This window comes from Pectobacterium parmentieri (assembly GCF_001742145.1).
Taxonomy (GTDB): domain Bacteria; phylum Pseudomonadota; class Gammaproteobacteria; order Enterobacterales; family Enterobacteriaceae; genus Pectobacterium; species Pectobacterium parmentieri.
Genome location: NZ_CP015749.1, coordinates 2,352,438 through 2,374,828 on the forward strand (window position 1 = coordinate 2,352,438; position 22,391 = coordinate 2,374,828).

Sequence of the window (22,391 nt, forward strand, 5' to 3'; positions counted from 1 at the left end):
CAATAAAATTTTTACCATGTTCATTTATATCAGACTATCCATCTTCAAAGTTTATCCACTCTCTTTAAGGCCAACTACAGCTTCTCGCTCAGAGACAAAAACCGATCTCCGCACCGAGAAATTAACTTATTGTTTGATCTTTTTTATTGTCATTGATGTTCTCCCCAATGTTTCCTTTTTTTAGTGTAAGGGATATCAGCATAATCGTAATTATAACCAATATCACATCCTAAGACTTTAGCAACCTCTGCACTGAAAATAATTTTCTGGCAGGTGATTACTTTTTTAGTTCCTTGTTTCTTTTTAGCCTCCGAGAAGTATAAAGGCTCTTGATCTGAAGAAATTTGTTGTTTGAATTTTTTTACTGTCATAACTTTTCTCCCTAATACTTATTTCTTTTGGAATAAGGGGCGTCAACATAATTAGTATGGTACTATCATCGAGAAGTCTTTTAACATCCCAATAGATAGCTTCATCATTATTTTTATACATAACACCTCTTTTCTTACTTTCAATTACTCCTTAACATATTTTGGAATATTAACAATAGGCATTCCTATTTTTTACAAACCACAATTCAATTAACCAAATACTATCGCAATCTACCCCCTACCACTATCAATCAAAGCGGGCGAGATATAAAAATACTAGGTAATAGAAACCACAAACTATTTACCTAACACTCTCCGTGTTACTTATTTTATCAAATAAATAAAAATAATTTAATATTTTTTTAGACTCTGATTTCTGGTCTTAACCTGTGAATTGTGCAACACATAAAATCATCTTTTATTTTCATTACTTCATCGTAAATCCACTTTCCCACCTTACGGTGTGAGGGGAAACACTACTTTTTCCCTTACGGGCACCTTATAAAATCACAATATTTAATATTATGGTTCTACCTCAACCGCTTATCCGATTCTGGCCCTGTTAATTTCACAGAAATTAAACTAGCGTTATTATTTAAGTATAGAAAAACTTTATACATTGTCGTTATTTTTAGCTCCTTTGGGAGATATAAAAATAAAGCGATGCCCACTTATATGCTCACTTCGTGAGCGTGTGGGGTCTACCGACGGTTGCTGCCTCAGGCTAAAAGCAAAACCAAGTTCAACGTCACCCCCTGAGTTTTTTTATTTTAAGTACACCTGAGACTTAATAACTCCCCACGAAATCTTTCAACAAAACCCCTCATTAAAATCTTTCAAATATTCTGTAAAATATATAGCCTTTATTGATTGAAATTCTTTACACTTTTAAATACATTTCTTTTTTCAATCGCGGTCAATATCCATTCATCAATTTCATTTTCAACAAATGCGACAGCACGGATACCAATTTTTACGGGGCGGGGAAAACGCTCTTCACTAATAAGGCGATAGATCCAGGCTTTTCCAAAGCCGGTTTTTCTCATTACTTCGGGGTTAGAATAAGGCGATTCTGGGTATTCATAGTCTCTCCTCGCTTTTTAGAAGAGACTATATGAAAAGATCAGGGAAACAAGCGAATTTCAGCACATCCAGAATTCGCGTGTTTTCAGTCCTTGTCTGCGAGCGTTATAACATCCGAAACCCGCATTTCTTTCAAATGGTTGTTCTTGTTAAGAAAATGATGAAACTGAAGGATGAATGGCTTGCAAACCGCTTTTAACGCCAGTGGTCTATCGGTATCTTTTATTTGATTATTCGCTCTGATTCTCCCTTCTTTATCCGCATGGTCATAGAGCAGTGATGAAAGATGAGCATCTGACACCCGAATATCATGGTGCTTTGCCCATGTCAGCATGTCGAGTAATGGGATCAGTCTGTAATCGATAATTTTCTTGATTGTGCTGTGACCAAAGCGAATGGTGTCTAATGACTCCGGCTCAATCTTCCGGATTTTACGCCACTGAGGAAGCATGGCTTTCAGTGATTCCGCGATTTCTTCGTCAGAGCCATTGGTGAGATCTATCTCTATCATAACCCGGTATTCGCATAATACCGGCATAGCCTCTGCAACAGGGATCTTGTCGACTTTTTCATCTATCCAATAATCATCAACATTGTCCCAGCCAAACAACGACTTCTTCATCCCGTCAAAACAAAGGTTTGCCAACCTTCCGGTCATTGTTACAGAAAAGTATGGGGATAACGAAAGTCTGGCTTCTGTTTTAAGCTGATTCATACGACTATCTGTAATGAGGAAGAGATCCCCACGGAAGAGACTGTTGGCATAAATTTTATCCATCCAGCGTTCATCATCGCTCTGGTCAGACTTAAAAAACAGCGACCTCATCACTAGCTCATGATAAAGCCGCTCAAGAGATATGTTTTCAAACTGCCGATAGGTATCGATATTTAGCCATTTTTTGATTTCTTTAATGTCTTTGTCCGACAAGTTTTTCATATGATCATCCGCTATCAATTGTCCTTTCCTTAAAAAAGGATAGTTGAACCAAGCTGAATGACTAACTATTCACCACTCTTTTCAATTTTCCTGTCACTTGAACAGCGTAGACCCGATGTAATACTTTATCGTCTGAAGGTTCGAAGTTTGAGGCAATGTTTTCTTATGCGAAAAGATGAAACTACAATCGTAGAAAATTTTGAAATTAAAGTGCGTGAAAATGATGAGCGTTATATTGTTGTGCATTCCGCTGAAATCATAAGTCGAGAATCTGTCACTAACGATAAAGAGGGCCAGAACACATATCCGTCTAATTTAAAAAATATTGCAAAATTTATATTGGATTAAATCCCCATTACATTTAATAATATTGTGGGTAATTATAGACATACCATTAAGTCGTAATAAATCGCTCATACTACTTGTGCTACTGAGCTCTCATTCCAAATGAGAGTACGTGCGAAGCCAAAATAAAAAAACCTCCTGCCCACTTCATTTCATTGATTTCCCGATATTTATTCTTCATTAGTATAAAAGAACATCATCAGATATCATTGAAGAAGATGTTGAACACACAGGAGCGAGTAAAACTACGCTCCTGGATTAATCAACAAGAGCTTATTTTTTCAAGAAAATTTTCAAATGCTCGAGTAAATCATCTGTTTTAACTCGTTCACCTTTCTTATAGGCAATAATGCCATCAAAAATAATCTTATATGATGCATCATTGTGAGTAACATTATTATCCTTGAAAAAACGAAGCATTACATCCCGAACTTCATAGGCTTCACTTCGGTTTGTATAAAGGCGATCAAGTTTTATAGCTGGTGTATCAGTTCCTGTACGAGTCCATGACAGGTTAGTGTTATCATTTAACCATTTTGTAACCTGGCTTTCATATACATAACTCATTTGTGCAATCCTTATATGGAGTGACTAAGAACACTATACGATATAACCACCTCGTGACGTTATAAACAAAAAGTGTATCCATAACGACACTCTTTATCTTTTTATACTCATGAATGGGAAAATACAACATATTTAAGCGATGAGGATTTTATCAAAAGTTATGTAACTAACATTGGACATTTTATTTTCAAATTACGTACTTTTCATTAACGCGCTAAAAGATATATAATATAAAATACGTCCTCGGCGGATTCAAGTCCTAAGTGGAACCTGTAAATAATTCCGGGTAATTGTCCCTAATTAAAGGTGATCGCTGAGACGCTCACTGAATTCGGTAATAAAATGGATCATCGCCAACAGACGATCCTAGATCGGCATACTCCATTTTTTTGATGATGACTGTATTGGCTGATAAATCTCTTACTTCTGCCACGAAAGTTAGCTTAGGTTCTTATTGACATTGGTTTCTAAAAACAGATAGTGTTATTGGTAGATTTGTTGGTAGAGGTTTTCCGACAAATCGGTTTTAACATGAAAAAACAACCAGATAGGTGCATGTTAAAGTCCAGTCAGAGGAGCCAAATTCTTGTTTTCATGCCACTCTACGAATCCTTATATGATTCAGATTCAATAAGTTAGCGTGAAAAGTCTTCCCGATGCATTTTTAGTTTTCCCTCCGCATCGGGAGAATTTGGTGGTCAGATTTGGGGTCAAGTTGGTTCGATGACGGAGTGACCCCCAAATGTCTCTTAACGACTCAAAAATCCGCAACTTAAAACCATCCGCTAAACCCTTCAAAGTTTCCGATTCTCACGGTCTGTACCTTTTAGTTAATCCAGGCGGTTCACGTCTCTGGTATCTCAAATATCGCATCAATAGAAAAGAATCACGCCTCGGCTTAGGTGCCTACCCTGATGTATCTCTGGCCGACGCTCGTCAGCAGCGTGACGGTATCCGCAAATTGCTAGCGCAGAATATCAATCCAGCACAACAGCGCTCTGCTGAAAGAACCACTTCCTCACCAGAGAAAACCTTCAAGCATGTGGCATTGGAGTGGCATAAAAGCAACCGCTCATGGTCAGAGAACCATGCCGCCCGTCTGCTTGCCAGCATGAACAACCATATCTTCCCGATAATTGGACACCTGCCGGTCACAGAACTGAAAACTCGCCACTTCATCGATCTGCTGAAAGGGATTGAGAAAAAAGGTTTGCTGGAAGTGGCGGCACGAACCCGACAGCATATGTGCAACATCATGCGTCATGCCGTGCATCAGGAGTTGATAGAGCACAACCCGGCGGCAAATCTGGACGGGATAATCGCCCCTCCCGTTAAACGCCATTACCCTGCCCTTCCGCTGGAGCGACTGCCGGAGCTGTTGGCCAGCATTGAGGACTACAAACAAGGACGTGAATTAACCCGCCTAGCAGTCTCACTCACCCTGCACCTGTTCATCCGTTCCAGCGAATTGCGTTTTGCCCGTTGGTCTGAGATCGATTTCAGAAACAAAATCTGGACCATTCCAGCTACCCGTGAAGCCATCCCTGGAGTGCGTTATTCCGGGCGTGGGGCGAAAATGCGCACTCCACATATCGTTCCCCTCTCTCGTCATTCCATCGCTATTCTGAAACAGATACGTGAAATATCCGGGCATCAGGTACTGATATTCCCCGGTGACCATAATCCGTATAAACCCATGTGCGAAAACACGGTCAACAAGGCACTACGCCTGATGGGTTATGACACGAAAGATGAAATCTGCGGCCACGGATTCCGGGCAATGGCCTGTAGCGCCCTGATGGAATCTGGGCTGTGGGCGCAGGATGCGGTTGAACGACAGATGAGCCATCAAGAACGCAATAGCGTTCGAGCGGCTTACATCCATAAAGCAGAATATCTCGATGCCCGTAAAGCGATGATGCAATGGTGGTCGGATTATTTGGATACCAACCGAGAAGGATATATTGCGCCGTACATTTATGCTCAACAACATAAGACGGCTGGAGCGGCCTGATCGATAACGCTCCTAAGAGCAGATCCTGATAACAGGATCTGCTTTTCAGACAGCGAGAAAATTTTTACCTCAGCATTTCACAAAAAATCTTGAAACGTCAGGAAATTACTCAGGCCGGATACATAAATGAAGGTCTATTGCGGGGTAATCAACAACGTAGAATTAGGGTTACTTTTCTTATAACGATGGTACTGCAAGATTAGCGTCGCGAGATCTTCATCGACAGCATAGAAATAGGCTTCCGGCACATCCAGCACCGCCGCAAACCGGCAAACCAGACCAAAATCTGGTGAACTGACTTCCCTTTCATATTGGCTTACGCGGGAACTCGACGTCTCTTCATCCAGTCCAGCGAGACAACCGAGCTCGACCTGTTTTAATCCTGCATTCACTCGGGCCAATCTTAATCGTTTACCAATCACGGCATTACCTGCTTCGCAGATTAACATAAGCCGATTATCGCCGTTCCCGCCATGTCACTCTTAAATCGGTTCTTCACTCAGTAAATTTAAAATTTATTTTTGGTTATTTTAAACCCAAAAATGAAGATTTAATTTATTTAAAGTAGGAATAATTAAATTTAGAAGGGTAAACGCACGGAGATTGAACACCATGACACAGTAAGGCATCAACCTTACTGAGGTGTGATGAGCAGCGTGGAGTTTGGGTTGGCTTTCTTGAAACGGTGATACTGTAAGATCAAGGTGGCGAGATCGTCATCAACAGCATAGAAATACGCTTCAGGAACATCCAGCACTGTAGCAAACCGAGAAACCAACCCAAAATCTGGCGCACTGATTTCTCTTTCATATTGGCTCACACGAGAGCTTGCCGTTTCCTCATCCAGACCAGCTAGGCAACCGAGCTCTGCCTGCTTTAATCCCTTGTTCACTCGGGCTAGTCTTAATCGCTTACCAATCACAGTGTTATCCATGGTACTGATCAACATAGACTGATTATCACTTCTCTCAGTAAGCCTTTCTTAAAGTATTTCTTTCCTAAATAAATTTAATCTTTATTTTCGGTTGTTTCTTCACCCATAATAAAGATATAGTTTACTGGAAGAAGTAAAGTTTCAATCCAAGAGGAGGAAGTATGAACATTGAACAACAGAAACAACGAATGGACTGGCATCCTGCCGATATCATTGCAGCCCTGCGCAAACGAAAGACGACGTTAGCAGCCGTATCACGTGAGGCGGGTCTTAGTTCATCAACGCTTGCAAATGCACTAAACCGCCCCTGGCCGAAAGGTGAACGACTGATCGCCGACGCACTGGGCATTCCAGCGAGTGACATCTGGCCGAATCGTTATTTCGATTCACAAGGGCAACGCATTCCGCGAGAAATTCGTCATAAAAACAATTAGATCACTTGCTGGGCTTAATCGCCAACAATAGGGAATAACATTCTGGTCTCCACTCGATTCAATCATTCCACATCATCAATTGGTTCGTTAGTTACTTCGAACCAATTGATATGCCCTGAATCAGGATATTTTCATTCCTTTTTGATGCGGAGCTTTGGCCGTATTGCTCTGAATAAAACCAGCAACACAAAGAATAAAAATCGACATGAGGAAGTTGATCCAGCTGCTGATAGCGTCCCAGTTGGAACATTTTTGTGACCGCCAGCGAAAAGCGATTAATAACATCATCGTTATAATAACAACCTCTCATTAATCCTATTCCTCATTTTTAGAATCCTATCTATACGTCATGGCTGCATAAGGGAATGTTAGACACCTATGCATATATCATTTTCATATAAAGGAGATGAATCATGATAATGAAAAATAGGATGTTCAATACCAAAAGTGATGCATTTAACTGGATTACGATACCAGAAGCTATTGCGATAGCGACTCAGATAAGAAACTCACCGTTAACAGAAGCTGATATTTATCGCTATGCCTTATATGGTGACATCAATCTTTCGATCTACTTCCAATCTCCAGCCATCTTACGAAGAATCAAAACATCAAATGCTAAGGCAAAACTTAAGCCTATAGGCAATCATTTGATTAACCAGCTATGCATTCTCGAAAAAAACTGTTTCATCAATAACAGAAACCTAATCGTCACCACCGAGGGGAAATATACTTACCCCATTCAACAAGTGATTGATACAACGCTTATCGGCTATGAATATGTACTGGTTCAACGTTTATTAGCGAGATCTCTAGGTATTCCACTACCTGTAATCGGAGAAAATCACGTTAACTATGGTCTTACTGTCAATATCGGCGACGATCACTTTCAAATATTTGAGAAAATCAGGTATCGCGAAAGGATAAAACAGCAAATCATGAGACTTCCTAAAAATATCGCATCACATATTACTGAAAAAATCCCATACCAGAAAACAAAGCAGTATAGCCATAGAGAATATTTTCCGATTCATGATTTGCCAAAGGATGCCTGTTTTGTCATCAAACATGCCGAACTTGAGAAATTAATTAACATGCCCGCCAAAAACGATACCTCTCCCCCCTCCTCGACACGTATATCCACGCCATTATCCAGACTGTTCTGGCTTGCCTGTAAAAACAATGAAGCTATCAGCCCATTAATCAGGCAACCTTATAAGCTTCTGTCCATCTTTGAACAATGGGCATCAGACGAAGGCATGACCGATCGATTCAGTGGCGATACGTTAAAAACGGCGCTTGAACGTGGTTCGCCGACGTCCGTTTAAGCACCCAATTAAAATGACATTACACGCTTCAATCTAAAAACCCGTATTAAGGATTGTGGTGTCCGTAATACGGGCTCTTCAACTTTCACTCCTTTCCTCACTGTGTTTTTTTGTCATCTCCGGGCATATCCCATTTCTGCACTGGAGGTATTTATGACAGCTCATCAGTTATTACGCCTGAAACAAGTGGAAGTAAAAACCGGTCTGAAACGCTCGCAAATCTACCTGTACATGAAAGAAGGCACCTTTCCCTCTTCAATAAAGATTGGACCTGCCAGTGTGGCTTGGCTTGAATCTGAAATTGACGAATGGATTAACTTCAAATTAGCTAACCGCTTAATGCGCTGAAGGGAGATACAACATTATGTTCCCCTCACTGAATTACGTAGTGTTAACAAATGCCCTTGCCGCGCTCAAGGAAGGCAATTTTCGTTATTGTGAAACGTTAGGATTCACAATAGACGAGTTGAATGCCCTCAATCAGCTATCCCTAGACGAACTATTTATCGTCAGTCGGGCATCGGCACAGTTTATGTCGATCACTGTCAGTCACGACGTTCTACAACAGATCCTGACGTTGTCCCACCAGGAAGCGCAACGCCAGCAGCAGATAAATCGCGCCGTCAGATTGGGAGGATCTATTGCACTCCTTAATCATTTTTTTGGCCTCACCTCGAATGAAGTCTGCGCTCGTCGCCGGTTGCTGGGTGTCACCATCCCTTATGGCCGAACGCCTATCCCAGATGAAGTCATTGATGCAGAAATTTGGCTGTCATGGAAAAAGAACCGCTCTGAAAACCTTGATACACCTGACGCGCTGGAAGCCATGATGCAGGTGACTGAATCATTATCTTCCCGCGAAAAAGGGCTTTCCCTGACCGCCGTCTGGAACCGTATCACCCTTTGTGAGAAAGAAGCACTGAACAGGAGGACATCGCATGCCAGATGAGATCGATCGCGATCAGGAATTTAATGAGCAACGTCTGGAAGAAATGATTGAACAAAACCGTTTTAAGCCAGCAACCACGCCCTCATTACATTACTGTCGTTTATGCGGTGAACCCATTCCCGAGCAGAGAAGACAAACCCTGCCGGGCGTGACAACCTGTACGGAATGCCAGACTATTCTTGAGCGCCTTCAGCGCTGATAATATGCAAATATACACACAGAGAAATTATCTTCTCTGTGTGTTTTTTATTATTTGAATAAACATTGTACATATTATCAATAGTGAAATACTGGATGGGAATCTGTCGCCATTATTATTTATCTGTGTAGGATCCGGTCAAGGTGGTCAACGGAAGTTTCTCGTAGCGCGCCTTGCTTGCGCATTTTTCGTATGACGCGATCTATAGTACGCCCCTAACGTTTAGTTAAAGAGCGAACTTTAGCCCGGCTAAAGTGAGAGAAACGAACGAGTTGAACAAGTTTTTAGCACTACAACAATGCGGACAGACCAGAAATAAATGGTGTGAATACTGTTATGTGTGCAGAGATATTTTGCATGAAGTCTTTATATGCATCTTTAAAACTACCGCCCCGGTGGCTAGCCGCAAGCGCGTGCACGTTGTCTATTAGATTTAACTCGGTTTCGCTGTCAAAGTAGTTAGACTTAATTGCTGAGATCAAATCGGCAAAGATGGCTGGCTCGTTGTAATTATTTGCTACGTTTGCTGTAGCGCCAGAGGAGTTTATGTTTATGCTGGATCCGGACACTCCACTGACATGAATATTTGCTTCTTGTCTCATGATTGCTATACCATTTTCCATTTTGTATAGATCGCTATTTTTTAGCATCTGTAGGGTTACGCGCACTGCTGCTAGCAATTGCTCTTGCTTTTTGAATAGAACCACCATCTGATCTACAGACCAAAGATTAACGTGATGCTTTTCACATATGGATTTTGCGACATGCGGTATGTCTTGGTCGTAATTCCCATACACCCAAGAGTTTTTGAATGCTTCGATAATTGCTGTAAGTGTTGGATATCTGCTGAAGTCGTCGTTTATGGCTAGCAAAGAACCGTACATATAGATTGCCATGTCTCGGCCGCATGCATATACGGCTTCCACTTTATGCCGTTCTTGTTGTGGGACTCTCGATACAAACCGGAAATCTTCTCGGTTCTTCAAGTGACTCCAGTCTCTGTCAAAAGATCTGAATTCCTCTCCGACAGACAGAAGCCTAGATATGTACGGGGCTACAGACTCAAGATCCTTTCGAATGTCCAAAATAGACTCTCCAAATACTAATGCTTTACATCAAAAGCGCGAAAAACATAGTTCAGGCGACCGTATGAAGCGAATTTAAATTCCATTCGGAACCCGTTCTAAAAACGCTCTTAAAAGGCATGCTGAATGCGAAAAATTGTCGAACTGGCCCCGTAAGTCGTATGCCCATTTGACGCCATGAAAGAAATTATTTCTGAAACGATAAACTATGATCAAGCAACAGATCAGCTGAGAAGCTAGATCGACATTCTCACCAGTTAGCACCGTACGTACCAAACCGGGGTTGTCATTGCTGCGTAGGTGGAGATTTTCAAAGAGTTGGTTCGTATTACCGTCATCAACATACCGATTACAAAAGTATTCTAGATGTTCTGCGAACCAACCGCCACGAATGATCTGCGGGTCAATATTCTGGACTTTTTCAGAAATCGTTCTGACTGATGCATTGCTCCCCAACATTTGGGCCTCGAACAGAGTCCAGAGAAGCGTAAACCTTTGCAGTGCTTCATGCTCTTCAGGTGAAAGGTTCGCAACACCAGGAGCGATCCTTTCAATGTCGGATAGCTGAATCATAGACCCTCCTTTGGCATAAAATATTTCATGATTATGCATTCTTGTTTACTCATTTCAGATACAGGAAATAAATACCAACACACCATTATAAAGTAAAGCAGTTTTATTTTTTATTCGGAAAAAATGAGCATGCGTTATATCTCGGAGACTGCGAAGTACATTTTTGAGCCGTTCAGCCGTAACCATTTTATTTATAGCATGAAAAACTGGCTGTCAGTTTAAACACAGCCTTAACGGGATGTTTAACCTGAAATTCCTGATATTTTAAATACATAAAATATAGATTCACAATGCACACGCCGCTAACTCAATTCTGAGGATAAAGATGTTTATATTGAGATGATCTACTCCCAACGATTATTAAAATGGGGAGTTAGCAACTTCAGCACCTGGCACAAAGCTGTCTGTCAGATTAGGTATGTCCATAGGCTACAAAGTAACAGTTCTAATCCACTCAAACCAATTCTTTCGAAATAATTACCACGATATATATTTTCTCTCTCATTCCCTTTTTGATTTTCTCATTCTAATCCTGACGCCAATATCGCACGCTAATCACGCCACCTTCCACTGGTGAGCTTTATGGACGTTCATTCGTCCGGGGCGGGTATTGCTCTTTAACAATACGAATCGGGCTGTCACACAACCACAATTCAGGGTGCCGCTGAATGTTCTCGCTGACCCGTTGAAACCGGAATGCAGAATCGGGATGTGATCGATGTAATTAACTCACCATGACTTTCTATTAAAGGAAATAGCATGAGAAAACCTACCTATCACGTGTTTGTCACGCAGGAAAGCCAACCCGATGCCAGCAGAGAGAAAAACACCTACTGGACAAAAGTCGGCGTAGCGTTCGCGCATAACGGCAAACCCGGATTGAACATCGTACTGACGCCCGGCATTGCTGTCTCCGGTAAGTTGGTGCTCTTGGAACCGAGAGACGATAGCGACATACCGCCAGCCCCCCAACACGATTAACACTCCCCCCCTCGCTTCTCTCCCCTGCCACCGCCAACCTGATGACTACGTGTGGCTCGATTTTTTACCGAGGCAACTATGCTTTCCTCCACTGCCTTTCTGGCGGCGGCCATGCAGTGTGCCGCCACTATTCACCCATCCACCGCGTCTGATGTAGCAAAGGTAGAATCCAGTTTTAATCCTTACGCCGTCGCAGAGATTGTACCAAAGGAAGAAAGAACACCCGGCAGCGTAGGTGTCATTTCTCATCAGCCCACCAGCAAACAAACTGCCATCAACATCATTAAGCAGGTAGTCGCAAAAGGTCGCCGCTATTCGGTCGGGCTGATGCAAATCACCAACACCAACTTTCGCCATTACGGCGTAACAGCGCATGACTTGTTAGACCCCTGCACTAATCTGTCCGTTTTTGAGCGCATCCTCACCGACTGCTACCAGCGAGGTGGCACGCTGAAAAGAGCACTCAGTTGTTACTATTCCGGCAATTTTGATACGGGTCAGCAGCCAGAATCCGCCTTTAAGCAAACCAGTTATATCCAGCGTATTGGCTATGTGGTCCCGCCTACGCGGGAAGATCCCAAGCGCAGTACCACCAGCCAATCTACCCCAGAGATTCATTACCCGACCACCATCCTACGCGGTGAACTTACCGATATAGCCACACCTGTTTTGACCTCCTTGCACTATCCCGACGCCATCATTCGCGGAGATATATCCCTACCTGTAATTAATGAGGAGAAATGACGATGCAAAAACGTAAATACTGGGCTGCGTTTTCTTCCCTGTTGATATCGACCCAAACGCTGGCAGCAGGGAGCGGATTTAATAAAGCCAACGATACGCTGAGTAATACCTCCACCGGATTGCTTGGGTTGGCCGCCGTCACGATCACGCTGGCAACCATGTGGGTGGGTTACAAGGTACTGTTTGACGGTAAAAGCCTGCATGACATGCGCAACGTCATTATCGGAGCCATCCTGATTGTCGGCGCATCGGGCTTTGGTGCCTATTGGGCATCCTAGGGGGAGCCGATGACCACCTTGAACAAAGCACTGACCCGCCCTGCCGCCATTATGGGTATCCCTCTCGTCCCGTTCGTGATCGTCAGCGGGGCTATCGCCCTGCTGTCGGTTTACACCAGCTATTACCTTGCGTTTTTGTTGATCCCAGCCTGGCTGGAAATGAAGGCAAAAGCTCGAACGGATATTCATTATTTCGGACTGCTGTGGCTGGCCTTTAAAACGCGTGGGCGATTTGCCACAAATCGCCATTTCGGTGCCCGTGCCGTGCTGGCAAGCCACTATGACGCCGTCGATGTTTCGGAGTTTACCGATAAGATGAAATTAAACGAGCGCATCACGCTGGATAAATACATTCCCTACTCCTCCCATATTCATCCTCACATAATACGAAATCGCTCCAGTGATTTAGTCGCTAGCTGGGAATTGGGCGGCACTGTGTTTGAATGTGAGGACGAACATCATCTGACATTGCTGGCAAGCCACCTCAACAACCTGATCCGCTCGTATGAAGGGCTACCGATCACCTTCTATATTCACCGCATACGAGAGAAATATCAGGATGGTTTTGATGCAAGTTCGGGCATTCCCTTTTCAGATGAGGTCACTGAACGCTATTACCAACCACTAAAAGAGAAACCGCTCTGGCGGCACCGACTGTTTTTTACCGTCTGTTATGTTCCTTTCTCCACGCTGGAGAAAAAAATCATGAAGACGCAGACCGCCGGAAAAAGGAAAGCAGCGCTGGATGATGCACTGAAAAGGATGCTGGAGCACCATGAAGTCATCCACACCGCCCTGTCACGTTACGTGGCAAAGCCATTGGGCCTCTATGAGGAAAAAGGTCGGGTTTACTCTTCGCAACTGGCTTTCTACCATCGCCTGATTACCGGCAAATGGCAGAACGTGGCAGTGACGCGCACACCGTTTTATCAAACACTCAGCACGCCGGATGTGTTCTTCACTACCGATACCGCCGAATGTCAGACGGTCGGCGGTTCCCGCTTCTTCCGCAGTCTGGAAATTAAAGACTATTCACCGGAGACCTATACCGGCCTGCTCGATGCACTGCTGTATGCCGAAAGCGAGTATGTACTGACACAGTCTTTTACCTGTATGGCACGGGATGAAGCGCAAAATCATATCCGACTGGCGGAAAAACGGCTGAATTCAACCGACGATGACGCCATTTCACAGCGTGAGGAATTGATCGTCTTACGCGATCTGCTCCAGTCCGGGCATGTATCTTGCGGCAAGTATCACTTTTCCCTTCTGGTCTCGTCCGCCAGCGCCGATCAGGTGGTCAAGGAGACCAATGCGCTGGCCCAGCCTTTTAACGACCTCGGTATCATGACATCCCTGTCCACGCTGTCGTTACCTGCCGCCTATCTGGCTCAACTCCCCGGCGTCTATTCACTGCGACCTCGTCTGGTGGTGGTCAGTAGCCAGAACTACGCAGATATGGGGAGTCTGCATAACTTTCATCCTCACAAGCGTAATGGCAATCCGTGGGGTGAGGCTATCGCCATCCTGAAATCTCCCGGTGGTGGCGGTTATTATCTGAACTTGCATGACAGTCAGGCAGGACGCGATGACTTCAATGAGAAAACGCCGGGGAATACTGCCATCATCGGTAAAACCGGTTCAGGAAAGACCCTGCTGATGACGATGATGAAACAGTTGATGCAGAAGTACCGCAATCCGGCGACATTTTCCGCCTCTGCCACCATCAAACGGCTGACTACCGTTTACTTTGATAAAGACAGAGCGGCAGAAATGTCGATCCGCCAGATGGGCGGTCGTTACTTCCGTATCCGGACAGGTATCCCTACCGGATTCAACCCGTTTTCACTTGCCCCCACTCGACGGAATATCAGCTTTATCAAGCGACTGATCCGGATGCTGTGCCGTCGTGACGGTAAGCCACTCGATCCACGCGATGAAGAGCGTATCAGCACTGCGGTGGATACCATTATGCTGGACTATCCGCCGGAATACCGCCGTTATGGTATCACCCGACTGTTGGAAGTGTTGCCCGAACCACCGACCAAAGAGGCTCGGACTAACGGCCTGCGTATACGCCTGAAACAGTGGGCGCAGAGCGGTGAATTCGGCTGGGTGTTCGATAACGAGGAGGACACCTTCAACATCAGCGATATTGATAACTTTGGTATCGACGGCACGGAATTTCTGGATGATGACGACATTCGCGGGCCGATCACCTTTTACCTGCTGTACCGCGTCACCAGCCTGTTGGATGGTCGCCGACTGGTGATGTTCATGGATGAGTTCTGGAAATGGCTGGCTGATGTCGAGTTTTCTAAATTCTCCCTCAATATGCTCAAGGTGATCCGCAAGCTGAACGGCATTTTTATCCCCGCCACCCAGTCACCCGATGAAATCGTCAGGCATCCCATCGCTCCGGCGATTATTGAGCAGTGTAGCACTCAAATCTTTCTCGCTAACCCCAAAGCCAGCCATGCGGATTACGTGGAGAAAATGAAAGTCCCAGAAAGCGTTTACGACGTTGTTCGTAACCTCGATCCGAGCGAGCACTATATGGTTGTCCTGAAAACACCATTACGTGCCGGTGAAACTCGCCCGTTTGTCGCCATGGCAAGAATGGATTTATCGGGCCTCGGTAACATCACCAAAATTTTGAGCGGCAGTGAAGACAACTTGAAAATATTTGATGCCATTTATCAGGAAGGCATGCCCCCTCAAGACTGGAAAGAAACGTTCCTTAACCAGGCTATCTGATATTCACCTCGGAGGTTATCACCATGCAGACCAGAAACGTCTTTCTGGCGTTATCGCTATTGGTTTCCACACCCGTACTCAGCGCCGGTATTCCGGTGTTTGATGCCGCCAGTAATACCGAGTCAATTAACCAATGGATACAGAAACTCCAGCAATGGCAGGAAACGGTTACCCATTATAAAAGCGAGCTTGACGCCTATAAGCAGCAATTAGCGACCGCAACAGGCATACGGGATATTCAGGGATTTCTCCACGATGCTAAAAACCTAAAAAACGATATCGAACATCTCCGTAAAAATGGTATTTCACTGGATGACCTGCTGACCAACCCAAGCGGTTATTATTCTTCTGACCTTCAGCGCCTATATAACAAATATCAATCGTTTGATATTTGTAATCAGTCCAGTTCATCGCAACGTTATCTTGAAAGTTGCAAACAACTTGTCCTCAATCAGGCAGTCTCAATTGAGAATACCAGCTATGTCCAAAACAAGATTAATAGCACATTAAACGATATATCAGACTTATCCGACCGCATAGCCAACGCCAAAGACTCGAAAGAGTCACAGGACTTGGCTAACGCGGTGGCAGCCAAAAGCGTACAATTGAATGCATTAACCAGCCAATGGGAAATGTCAGTCAAGCAGGCTGAACAGCGTGCCGCGATGTTGACTCAACAGCGGCAAAAAGCATTCAATGAACAACAACTCGTCTCCCCGATTCCTGACTTTAATCATTGAGAGGGTAAGAATGAAAACGTCACTTTGCATTTTTCCGGTTATTTTAGGCTCATTATTTCTGGCGGGGTGTGACAACCCGAAATCAACGCAGTGGTACAAAGAACATCCGGATGAAATGAGTCAGCGATATAAAGCGTGTGAATCATCCGGTGATGACTCCCAAGATTGCAAGAATGCGCGAGAAGCGCGATTTGAACTCCGTCAGGAAAATGCCAAGGTTCCCGATTTGAACTAAAGGGGTCATCTATGTCAGGTGGTATGTTTGTTGGAATGAACAACACGATCACTGACGGTTTACATGCCGTACTGCGGGGACAGACCTCCGTGTACGGCGATATGGTAAGCGTTATCGCCGTCAGCTCCTTCACGTTATTTGTCACTTATCGGGGTTATCAAACCCTGGCTGGAAAACTCCAAACGCCTGTAGAAGATGTCATATGGGATGTCGCGCGAATGCTATTAATCATGACATTCGTTTTAAATCTCGATGGCTGGCTGGATTTAGCCATTTCTGCCATTAACGGATTAACTGACGGCGTCAGCGGTGATGACAATGTCTGGGTGTTACTGGATACCGTTTGGGCGAAAGCGCAAACAATAGGACAAAAGCTTTATCAGCAGGATGATTCCACCTATGTAAAGCTCAACGGCGGTATTGCCCAACTTCTGGTCTGGGGAGGTGCAATCTTCACTTTGCTATTTGGTTCGGCGGTTAACCTGTTAGCCGGAATTATCATTGTATTAATGACCACCACTGCACCGCTATTTATTTTCTGCCTGCTGTATGGATTCCTTATTCCGATGTTTAACAACTGGCTGAAAATTATCTTCACAGTGATCCTGACGATTATGTTTTCCGCGTTATCCATCAGGATTGTCATCAATTATCTTAATGGCCTGTTAGATAAAGCGGTTAATTTTGCAGATAGCGCCAACATCATCACACTGGGCGTTCAGTGCTGCGTTGCAGGTGTCATTTCTGGCGTCATTATCTGGTTTTCAGCAAAAATCGCGAACGCATTAGGCGGCGTCGCCGTTCAGGTCGCACTACAGGGTGCCGCTATGGGCGGTCTACGTGGGCTAGCGAAACCGTCTTCTGACGCAGCGAAACCAGTCATGAAAGCCGGTGCGGCGGGTACCCGGTTAGCGGCAAAAGGGAGCGCCAGCGCCGCCAATGCAGCAAGTACACTTATCGCCGCAGGCACCAGCAAAGCCCTATCCGCATGGCAAAAACGTGCGGCGTCTATCGATAGCATGAAGCGCTTCAACCAACAACGTAACCGCTAATCCCCTTCTAACGCAGTCTCTCCACCGCATGCCGTGGTAACCGCCATCGGTATGGTATTTCTGTCTTCGACAAACACAGGAATCGATATGAAATCCAGCCTCATTTTTCTGATGCTGTGCGTCCTCACGGGCTGCGCACAGCGTCAGCACGATTTGACGCCAGTATCTGGCGAGCCTCAACCGGTTAATTCCCCCGCAATTATTCAGGAGCTGACAAAACATGTCTGAAACAGAAAACATCATTGCGTCATCCCGAACCTTTGAGTCTGTCCTGCTGGAAAAGGATGAACGGGAAAAAAAGCTGGCGTGGCGAATAGCGGCCATAGGGTTTGCTTTGGCCGCTATGGCGATCACCGCGCTGATCATTCTGCTGCCGCTGAAAACCACCGAAATAGAATTATGGTCGGTGGATAAACAGACCGGACGTTATGAATATATGACCCGGATTAAAGAGCAGAGTATTTCCACAGAGAAAGCACTGGCTCAAGCGTTAGCGGCGCATTATGTCAGGCTCCGCGAGGGCTATAACTATTTTGCTCTCCAGCGCGATTACGACGATGTGCAGTTATTCAATAGCGACAGCGTTAACAGTGATTATCTCGACGGGTTTAACAGCAATCAGGCACCCGATATCATTTTCAATAAAGCGGAATATGTCGTGTCTATCGACATTATTTCCAACGTTCACGCGACCGCGACAGATCCTGACCATCTGGCGACCTTACGCATTAAACGGACTATCCGCCGCATTGTCGATAACTCGGTTAAAACAGAGGTCTGGAACATCCGGCTGACTTATCGATACCTCCCCCGCAAACAACTGACAGACAGCCAGCGAGAAGTGAACCCGCTGGGGTTCATCGTGACCAGCTACCAACGCGATAAAGAACTGAGGGGTGAATGATGCTGAAAACAACCGTGATATTGAGCCTCCTTCTGGTGTCACCCATCGCCTGGAGCGCGGCGATACCGCGCAGCAGCACGTATGACAGCCGAATGCAGAATGTCACCTATAACAGCCAAAATGCGACCATCGTCAACACCCGCCCCGGCTACCTCACCACACTCCTGTTTGATGACGATGAAGAAGTCATCGACGCGCAAGCGGGTTTTCCAAAGGGCTGGAAAGTCACAAAAAGCGATAACCGGGTCGGTGTCAGTCCAAACCCTATCACCCAGCCGGTAACCGATGATAACGGCAACAACATCAATAAGGTGTTTCTGCCAACGGCAAGCGAGTGGAGAACCAATCTCTTTGTCGTGACATCGAAGCGTGATTACAGTCTGGAGCTGAACGTACTGGAGAATGACTCACCGTCTCAGGCCTTTATTATCCGTTTTCGCTATCCGGATGACGAGCGCAGGCAAGCAGACGCAGCCAGCGCAGCGCGTCTGAAACTCCTGCGTGAAACACAGGAAAAGCAGCAGATAACGACAGCATTTGAGCAGGCTACCACGCCGCGTAACTGGCTTTATACCAAGCGAGTTGCTGCCGGTTCAGCATCCATTGCACCAGATTTCACTTATGATGATGGTCGTTTTATCTATCTCGGTTTTTCTCCCGTCAAAATCCTTCCGTCGATCTTCTGGATCGTTAACGGGCAGGAACAGACCGTAACACCCCGCATAACCAAACACGGAAGCTACACCGTGGTCGTCGTGCGGGCAATGTCGCCACAGTTGGTGTTGCGCTATGGCGGTTCGGTAGTCGGGATTGAGAATACGTCATTCGGCAACGCTACCGTTGGCAGCGGCGATACCGTTTCGCCTGCCGTCACACTGGAGGCTAAATGACTGATAAATCGCTCCCAGAAACAACGGAAAAAACCGTGGCAGAGCTGGAGGCTGAAGCCCGTGAACGCGCCCGTTCAGCGATGGCGAGTCAGGCACCGGAGCAGAACACGCCTCCCGGCCAACCCGAAGTCACCCGCTTCAGAAAAGCCTCCAGCCGCCGGACGCTGCTGGTCAGCCTGCTGAGTCTGGGCGCACTGATTGCACTGGCATTGGGTGGAGATCGCTTCCTTGCATCATTAAAGCAACGCGATGATAAGGCAGTTGAAACCACAGCCCCGCCGTCAGCCAGTACAGGGCAACATGAGCGTAAAAATCTCGGCATGGACAACAATCCGTTCGGCTTGTTTGGTCAGGACAAACAGGAAACCGCAACAGATAATCACCCAATACAGACGGCATCACCGTCAGAGCCACCTGCTTTAAATAAGGCGGCGGCACTGGTCGATGGCTCAAGTAGTACCGCTGATACCGCACAAAGCAGTAATGCGCAAGCGTCACAAACTGCCCCTTCCGACACACAGAGCTATCAGAACAAAAGCACACCAGAAACCACGTCTGGCACAGAGGCTAACGACACCAATCCCGGTATTGCAAAAGTGACCAGCGTTAGGCGACTGGGTCTCGATCCCAATCTTTACCTGCCGGTTGATCGTTATATTCCGTGCTCAATGATGCGGCGTTTTGTCTCTGATGTGGGCGGTCGTATTTCCTGCCTTATCGGCGAAGATGTCTACAGTGCCAACACCTACGTGAAGTTGATCCCAGCCGGAACCGTCGCCAGAGGGTTCTACCGCACCGGGGAGCTGCAACATGGCCGGAGCCGGATGTTTGTTATCTGGACGGAATTACGCACACCGGAACCCGGTAGCCTGCAAATTCCGCTGGTTGATACCGAAGCCACCGGCCCGTTGGGTGAGGCTGGGATTAGCGGCTGGATTGATACCCATTTCTGGGAACGGTTCGGCAATGCGCTGATGTTGAGCACCGTACAGGACGTGGCTGCCGCCGCATCAGATTCAGCACCGGGGAAAGACCGCAATACCGATTACACCGAAAACACCCGCGCCGCTGCATCAGAAATGGCAATAACCGCACTGGAAAACAGTATCAATATCCCGCCCACGATGTACCTCAATCAGGGCGATGTGATCGGCATCATGACCGGTACGGATATCGATTTCTCTTCCGTTTATCAACTACGTCTAAAAAAGAGGTGGTATGAACGCTGAAAATCTGTCGCTGGATTTTATGAAAAACCAGTTGTTCGGCGATTATCTCAAACTGGATGGCCTGACGGAAATCGCCATTAACCGCCCCGGAGAGATCCACACCAAAATAAACGGTCGATGGCAGAAGCATGATTCTCCGGTTACGTTGCGTCAGTGCCATGCTTTTGCCAAAGCACTGGCCTCATGGAATGAGGATAATATCGATGATACCTCCCCTATCCTTTCCGCCACATTAGGATCAGGTGAACGTATCCAGACCATTATTCCCCCGGCCTGCGAGCGGAATACCGTATCGATTACGCTACGAAATCCGTCATTTGAGCAGAAAACACATCAGTCCTGGATTGATGCCGGGTTTTATAACCGGATAGCGGGTAAGGAGAGAAACGAAAGCAAAGATGATGAACTGACCCGATGCTACAACAATGGTAATATTCCAAGCTTTATCGAAAAGGCCGTTGAGTACGGCAAAACGATCTTTATTGTTGGTGAAACCGGCTCCGGTAAAACCACCTATATGAAGACGTTGCTGCACTATATTCCGACACATCTCAGGCTAACCACGATTGAAGACAATCCTGAAATCCGTTTTTACCGCCACGCTAATTATGTCCATCTGTTTTACCCGGCAGATGCCGGAGACGATGCGATTATCACGCCCGGCAGACTTATTCGGGCGAATTATCGAATGAATCCGGATCGCATTCTGCTGGCAGAAATTCGTGGGCGGGAGGCGTGGGATGCGCTGAAAATTATCGGTTCAGGGCATGAAGGCCTTATCACCTCCATGCACGCAGGCAGTCCGGAAGAGTGTATTGAAGGAATCATTGACCGCTGTTATGAGAACCCTGACTGCAAAAATATCCCGTTCGATGTGCTGTTACGCAAGGTGCTTAAATGCGTAGATATCATCGTCAGCATAGATATTCACGGTGATATTCGTCGGATGGGGGATATTTATTTTAAACCTGTACACCTTCATCAAACGAAGAAATCATTCAGATAGTTGAACCGTTAAAGCCCCCTCATTCCCAATAAAGGTATTTGATATGAAAACGATCATATTCACCACCTGCCTTTTCTGCATGAACTTACTACTGCCCTCTTCCGTAATGGCCGCTGATGCCTGTGAAATTTTTTTATGTCTGTACGGTAAAACAACTGGTAACGGAGGAGGAAATGAATGTCAGTCCGCTGAACGCTCTTTCTTTAATGTTGTAAAAAAGAACAGACACGGATTTCACCTCAGCCGTACTGCCGATGCCCGAAAAGCCTTATTGCTCAAATGCAAATCAGCCGACCCAAAAATTATCGACCAGATAATTAATAAATTTGGCCGCGTGCGTAATTGAATTCAAAGAAAAACAGTAATAACAATATCGGGATTATTACCGTTCCCCCTGTCAACTCTGGATGGAACACTCGGCACTGGTCGTGACGGTCTTAGGCTTTTAAATTTATGCGAATAGCAGAAATTTAAAAGTGGCGTAAGGCGAGTAAATTCAATTTCAAAGAAATTGCTAATTTGCGTCGCCGAACCCATCTGCAAACAGACGCGCCCACGCGGATTTTGCAGACCGGGGGGAGCCGAATAAATTTCGCCGCCCCAGCGAGCGAAAAGCTATCGCCCACGATAGCGGTTTATTTGGGGGGCTTGCCCCGCACACCGTCGCAGCTAAGTCTCCGGCCAAAAGCCGGTAGCGTGGCGCGACCACCCGCTTTGAAGGCGTTTTCCCATTTTTTCGCTTGGCCGGAACGGACA

Annotated in this window: 27 protein-coding genes and 1 pseudogene; 20 read left to right on the forward strand and 8 right to left on the reverse strand. The window is 45.7% G+C overall.

Annotated features, from left to right (window positions below; all coding sequences use genetic code 11):
* Positions 1–212 precede the first annotated feature (212 nt).
* From A8F97_RS10630 to A8F97_RS10640, 3 genes and pseudogenes are all read right to left on the reverse strand, one after another.
* Positions 213–371: pseudogene (locus tag A8F97_RS10630) on the reverse strand (conjugal transfer protein TraD); the annotation flags it as partial.
* Positions 372–1,234: 863 nt separating this feature from the next.
* Entirely contained in the window at positions 1,235–1,417 is a 183-nt protein-coding gene (locus A8F97_RS10635) for a helix-turn-helix transcriptional regulator (protein ID WP_014699390.1), read from the reverse strand.
* 122 nt (positions 1,418–1,539) lie between these two features.
* Positions 1,540–2,391: a DUF6387 family protein gene (locus tag A8F97_RS10640; protein WP_014699389.1), complete on the reverse strand. Its 852-nt coding sequence runs from the start codon at positions 2,389–2,391 to the stop codon at positions 1,540–1,542.
* Positions 2,392–2,556: 165 nt separating this feature from the next.
* Between A8F97_RS10640 and A8F97_RS10645 the strand changes: the two genes are divergently transcribed.
* Positions 2,557–2,739: a hypothetical protein gene (locus A8F97_RS10645; RefSeq protein WP_033071205.1), complete on the forward strand. Its 183-nt coding sequence runs from the start codon at positions 2,557–2,559 to the stop codon at positions 2,737–2,739.
* Positions 2,740–3,009: 270 nt separating this feature from the next.
* Here the strand turns inward: A8F97_RS10645 and A8F97_RS10650 are convergent, their stop codons facing one another.
* Positions 3,010–3,303: a hypothetical protein gene (locus A8F97_RS10650; protein WP_014699387.1), complete on the reverse strand. Its 294-nt coding sequence runs from the start codon at positions 3,301–3,303 to the stop codon at positions 3,010–3,012.
* A 742-nt stretch (positions 3,304–4,045) separates the two neighbouring features.
* Between A8F97_RS10650 and A8F97_RS10655 the strand changes: the two genes are divergently transcribed.
* A complete protein-coding gene (locus A8F97_RS10655) occupies positions 4,046–5,317 on the forward strand; it encodes a tyrosine-type recombinase/integrase (RefSeq protein ID WP_033071204.1) in 1,272 nt (423 codons plus the stop codon).
* Between the two features lie 134 nt (positions 5,318–5,451).
* On the opposite strand, the gene A8F97_RS10660 is transcribed toward A8F97_RS10655, so the two are convergent.
* Both A8F97_RS10660 and A8F97_RS10665 read right to left on the reverse strand, forming a co-directional pair.
* Positions 5,452–5,766: a helix-turn-helix domain-containing protein gene (locus A8F97_RS10660; RefSeq protein WP_025918867.1), complete on the reverse strand. Its 315-nt coding sequence runs from the start codon at positions 5,764–5,766 to the stop codon at positions 5,452–5,454.
* A gap of 185 nt (positions 5,767–5,951) precedes the next feature.
* Complete coding sequence (locus A8F97_RS10665) at positions 5,952–6,266, reverse strand: helix-turn-helix domain-containing protein (protein ID WP_033071203.1); 315 nt, start codon at positions 6,264–6,266, stop codon at positions 5,952–5,954.
* 146 nt (positions 6,267–6,412) lie between these two features.
* On the opposite strand from A8F97_RS10665, the gene A8F97_RS10670 reads away from it, so the two are divergent.
* From A8F97_RS10670 to A8F97_RS10695, 5 genes are all read left to right on the forward strand, one after another.
* Entirely contained in the window at positions 6,413–6,685 is a 273-nt protein-coding gene (locus tag A8F97_RS10670; RefSeq protein WP_033071202.1) for a helix-turn-helix domain-containing protein, read from the forward strand.
* A 413-nt stretch (positions 6,686–7,098) separates the two neighbouring features.
* The gene (locus A8F97_RS10680; RefSeq protein ID WP_050512643.1) at positions 7,099–8,013 is read left to right on the forward strand and encodes a hypothetical protein; all 915 of its coding nucleotides are present in this window, start codon (positions 7,099–7,101) and stop codon (positions 8,011–8,013) included.
* Positions 8,014–8,166: 153 nt separating this feature from the next.
* On the forward strand, positions 8,167–8,361 hold the full coding sequence (locus tag A8F97_RS10685) for an AlpA family transcriptional regulator (protein ID WP_015730137.1): 195 nt from the start codon (positions 8,167–8,169) through the stop codon (positions 8,359–8,361).
* 16 nt (positions 8,362–8,377) lie between these two features.
* On the forward strand, positions 8,378–8,962 hold the full coding sequence (locus tag A8F97_RS10690; protein WP_033071200.1) for a DUF2857 domain-containing protein: 585 nt from the start codon (positions 8,378–8,380) through the stop codon (positions 8,960–8,962).
* The gene (locus A8F97_RS10695) at positions 8,952–9,161 is read left to right on the forward strand and encodes a TraR/DksA family transcriptional regulator (protein WP_033071199.1); all 210 of its coding nucleotides are present in this window, start codon (positions 8,952–8,954) and stop codon (positions 9,159–9,161) included. Before A8F97_RS10690 ends, A8F97_RS10695 begins: the two co-directional genes overlap by 11 nt.
* Before the next feature lie 290 nt (positions 9,162–9,451).
* Here the strand turns inward: A8F97_RS10695 and A8F97_RS10700 are convergent, their stop codons facing one another.
* Positions 9,452–10,057, reverse strand: a complete 606-nt coding sequence (locus A8F97_RS10700; RefSeq protein WP_227001604.1) for a hypothetical protein — start codon at positions 10,055–10,057, stop codon at positions 9,452–9,454.
* A 264-nt stretch (positions 10,058–10,321) separates the two neighbouring features.
* Complete coding sequence (locus A8F97_RS10705) at positions 10,322–10,819, reverse strand: hypothetical protein (protein WP_033071197.1); 498 nt, start codon at positions 10,817–10,819, stop codon at positions 10,322–10,324.
* A 759-nt stretch (positions 10,820–11,578) separates the two neighbouring features.
* Between A8F97_RS10705 and A8F97_RS10710 the strand changes: the two genes are divergently transcribed.
* The 13 genes from A8F97_RS10710 (at position 11,579) to A8F97_RS10765 (ending at position 21,981) form a co-directional block, all read left to right on the forward strand.
* The gene (locus A8F97_RS10710; RefSeq protein WP_033071196.1) at positions 11,579–11,800 is read left to right on the forward strand and encodes a hypothetical protein; all 222 of its coding nucleotides are present in this window, start codon (positions 11,579–11,581) and stop codon (positions 11,798–11,800) included.
* A 78-nt stretch (positions 11,801–11,878) separates the two neighbouring features.
* Positions 11,879–12,544, forward strand: a complete 666-nt coding sequence (locus A8F97_RS10715) for a lytic transglycosylase domain-containing protein (RefSeq protein ID WP_033071195.1) — start codon at positions 11,879–11,881, stop codon at positions 12,542–12,544.
* Positions 12,541–12,822 (forward strand): TrbC/VirB2 family protein, encoded by a 282-nt coding sequence (locus A8F97_RS10720; protein WP_099092837.1) that lies wholly within the window; start codon positions 12,541–12,543, stop codon positions 12,820–12,822. Before A8F97_RS10715 ends, A8F97_RS10720 begins: the two co-directional genes overlap by 4 nt.
* Before the next feature lie 9 nt (positions 12,823–12,831).
* A complete protein-coding gene (locus A8F97_RS10725; protein ID WP_033071193.1) occupies positions 12,832–15,579 on the forward strand; it encodes a VirB4 family type IV secretion/conjugal transfer ATPase in 2,748 nt (915 codons plus the stop codon).
* Between the two features lie 23 nt (positions 15,580–15,602).
* Complete coding sequence (locus A8F97_RS10730; RefSeq protein ID WP_033071192.1) at positions 15,603–16,319, forward strand: TrbJ/VirB5 family protein; 717 nt, start codon at positions 15,603–15,605, stop codon at positions 16,317–16,319.
* A 10-nt stretch (positions 16,320–16,329) separates the two neighbouring features.
* Positions 16,330–16,554 carry an EexN family lipoprotein gene (locus A8F97_RS10735; protein WP_033071191.1) on the forward strand — a complete coding sequence of 75 codons (225 nt, stop codon included), beginning with the start codon at positions 16,330–16,332 and terminating at the stop codon, positions 16,552–16,554.
* An 11-nt stretch (positions 16,555–16,565) separates the two neighbouring features.
* Complete coding sequence (locus A8F97_RS10740; protein ID WP_033071190.1) at positions 16,566–17,606, forward strand: TrbL/VirB6 family protein; 1,041 nt, start codon at positions 16,566–16,568, stop codon at positions 17,604–17,606.
* An 87-nt stretch (positions 17,607–17,693) separates the two neighbouring features.
* Positions 17,694–17,834 carry a hypothetical protein gene (locus A8F97_RS24440; RefSeq protein WP_025918851.1) on the forward strand — a complete coding sequence of 47 codons (141 nt, stop codon included), beginning with the start codon at positions 17,694–17,696 and terminating at the stop codon, positions 17,832–17,834.
* A complete protein-coding gene (locus A8F97_RS10745) occupies positions 17,827–18,510 on the forward strand; it encodes a VirB8 family type IV secretion system protein (RefSeq protein WP_025918850.1) in 684 nt (227 codons plus the stop codon). Before A8F97_RS24440 ends, A8F97_RS10745 begins: the two co-directional genes overlap by 8 nt.
* On the forward strand, positions 18,507–19,400 hold the full coding sequence (gene virB9, locus A8F97_RS10750; RefSeq protein ID WP_033071189.1) for a P-type conjugative transfer protein VirB9: 894 nt from the start codon (positions 18,507–18,509) through the stop codon (positions 19,398–19,400). The genes A8F97_RS10745 and virB9 overlap by 4 nt, the downstream gene beginning before the upstream one ends.
* Positions 19,397–20,629, forward strand: coding sequence for a VirB10/TraB/TrbI family type IV secretion system protein (gene virB10, locus A8F97_RS10755; RefSeq protein WP_033071188.1), 1,233 nt, complete (start codon positions 19,397–19,399; stop codon positions 20,627–20,629). The genes virB9 and virB10 overlap by 4 nt, the downstream gene beginning before the upstream one ends.
* The gene (gene virB11 / locus A8F97_RS10760) at positions 20,619–21,635 is read left to right on the forward strand and encodes a P-type DNA transfer ATPase VirB11 (RefSeq protein ID WP_033071187.1); all 1,017 of its coding nucleotides are present in this window, start codon (positions 20,619–20,621) and stop codon (positions 21,633–21,635) included. The genes virB10 and virB11 overlap by 11 nt, the downstream gene beginning before the upstream one ends.
* 43 nt (positions 21,636–21,678) lie before the next feature.
* Entirely contained in the window at positions 21,679–21,981 is a 303-nt protein-coding gene (locus tag A8F97_RS10765) for a TrbM/KikA/MpfK family conjugal transfer protein (RefSeq protein ID WP_033071186.1), read from the forward strand.
* The last annotated feature ends 410 nt before the right edge of the window (positions 21,982–22,391 follow it).

What these genes read in the sequence shown, in the direction of transcription:
- A8F97_RS10650 (WP_014699387.1), bottom strand. Translation starts at nt 3,303, where the DNA reads ATGAGTTATGTATATGAAAGCCAGGTTACAAAATGGTTAAATGATAAC.
- A8F97_RS10710 (WP_033071196.1), top strand. Translation starts at nt 11,579, where the DNA reads ATGAGAAAACCTACCTATCACGTGTTTGTCACGCAGGAAAGCCAACCC.
- A8F97_RS10635 (WP_014699390.1), bottom strand. Translation starts at nt 1,417, where the DNA reads ATGAGAAAAACCGGCTTTGGAAAAGCCTGGATCTATCGCCTTATTAGT.
- A8F97_RS10680 (WP_050512643.1), top strand. Translation starts at nt 7,099, where the DNA reads ATGATAATGAAAAATAGGATGTTCAATACCAAAAGTGATGCATTTAAC.
- virB10 (WP_033071188.1), top strand. Translation starts at nt 19,397, where the DNA reads ATGACTGATAAATCGCTCCCAGAAACAACGGAAAAAACCGTGGCAGAG.
- A8F97_RS24440 (WP_025918851.1), top strand. Translation starts at nt 17,694, where the DNA reads ATGAAATCCAGCCTCATTTTTCTGATGCTGTGCGTCCTCACGGGCTGC.
- A8F97_RS10640 (WP_014699389.1), bottom strand. Translation starts at nt 2,391, where the DNA reads ATGAAAAACTTGTCGGACAAAGACATTAAAGAAATCAAAAAATGGCTA.
- A8F97_RS10645 (WP_033071205.1), top strand. Translation starts at nt 2,557, where the DNA reads ATGCGAAAAGATGAAACTACAATCGTAGAAAATTTTGAAATTAAAGTG.
- A8F97_RS10720 (WP_099092837.1), top strand. Translation starts at nt 12,541, where the DNA reads ATGACGATGCAAAAACGTAAATACTGGGCTGCGTTTTCTTCCCTGTTG.
- A8F97_RS10715 (WP_033071195.1), top strand. Translation starts at nt 11,879, where the DNA reads ATGCTTTCCTCCACTGCCTTTCTGGCGGCGGCCATGCAGTGTGCCGCC.
- A8F97_RS10740 (WP_033071190.1), top strand. Translation starts at nt 16,566, where the DNA reads ATGTCAGGTGGTATGTTTGTTGGAATGAACAACACGATCACTGACGGT.
- A8F97_RS10735 (WP_033071191.1), top strand. Translation starts at nt 16,330, where the DNA reads ATGAAAACGTCACTTTGCATTTTTCCGGTTATTTTAGGCTCATTATTT.
- A8F97_RS10670 (WP_033071202.1), top strand. Translation starts at nt 6,413, where the DNA reads ATGAACATTGAACAACAGAAACAACGAATGGACTGGCATCCTGCCGAT.
- A8F97_RS10745 (WP_025918850.1), top strand. Translation starts at nt 17,827, where the DNA reads ATGTCTGAAACAGAAAACATCATTGCGTCATCCCGAACCTTTGAGTCT.
- A8F97_RS10690 (WP_033071200.1), top strand. Translation starts at nt 8,378, where the DNA reads ATGTTCCCCTCACTGAATTACGTAGTGTTAACAAATGCCCTTGCCGCG.
- A8F97_RS10705 (WP_033071197.1), bottom strand. Translation starts at nt 10,819, where the DNA reads ATGATTCAGCTATCCGACATTGAAAGGATCGCTCCTGGTGTTGCGAAC.
- virB9 (WP_033071189.1), top strand. Translation starts at nt 18,507, where the DNA reads ATGATGCTGAAAACAACCGTGATATTGAGCCTCCTTCTGGTGTCACCC.
- A8F97_RS10700 (WP_227001604.1), bottom strand. Translation starts at nt 10,057, where the DNA reads ATGGCAATCTATATGTACGGTTCTTTGCTAGCCATAAACGACGACTTC.
- A8F97_RS10695 (WP_033071199.1), top strand. Translation starts at nt 8,952, where the DNA reads ATGCCAGATGAGATCGATCGCGATCAGGAATTTAATGAGCAACGTCTG.
- A8F97_RS10665 (WP_033071203.1), bottom strand. Translation starts at nt 6,266, where the DNA reads ATGTTGATCAGTACCATGGATAACACTGTGATTGGTAAGCGATTAAGA.
- A8F97_RS10685 (WP_015730137.1), top strand. Translation starts at nt 8,167, where the DNA reads ATGACAGCTCATCAGTTATTACGCCTGAAACAAGTGGAAGTAAAAACC.
- A8F97_RS10660 (WP_025918867.1), bottom strand. Translation starts at nt 5,766, where the DNA reads ATGTTAATCTGCGAAGCAGGTAATGCCGTGATTGGTAAACGATTAAGA.
- A8F97_RS10765 (WP_033071186.1), top strand. Translation starts at nt 21,679, where the DNA reads ATGAAAACGATCATATTCACCACCTGCCTTTTCTGCATGAACTTACTA.
- virB11 (WP_033071187.1), top strand. Translation starts at nt 20,619, where the DNA reads ATGAACGCTGAAAATCTGTCGCTGGATTTTATGAAAAACCAGTTGTTC.
- A8F97_RS10655 (WP_033071204.1), top strand. Translation starts at nt 4,046, where the DNA reads ATGTCTCTTAACGACTCAAAAATCCGCAACTTAAAACCATCCGCTAAA.
- A8F97_RS10730 (WP_033071192.1), top strand. Translation starts at nt 15,603, where the DNA reads ATGCAGACCAGAAACGTCTTTCTGGCGTTATCGCTATTGGTTTCCACA.
- A8F97_RS10725 (WP_033071193.1), top strand. Translation starts at nt 12,832, where the DNA reads ATGACCACCTTGAACAAAGCACTGACCCGCCCTGCCGCCATTATGGGT.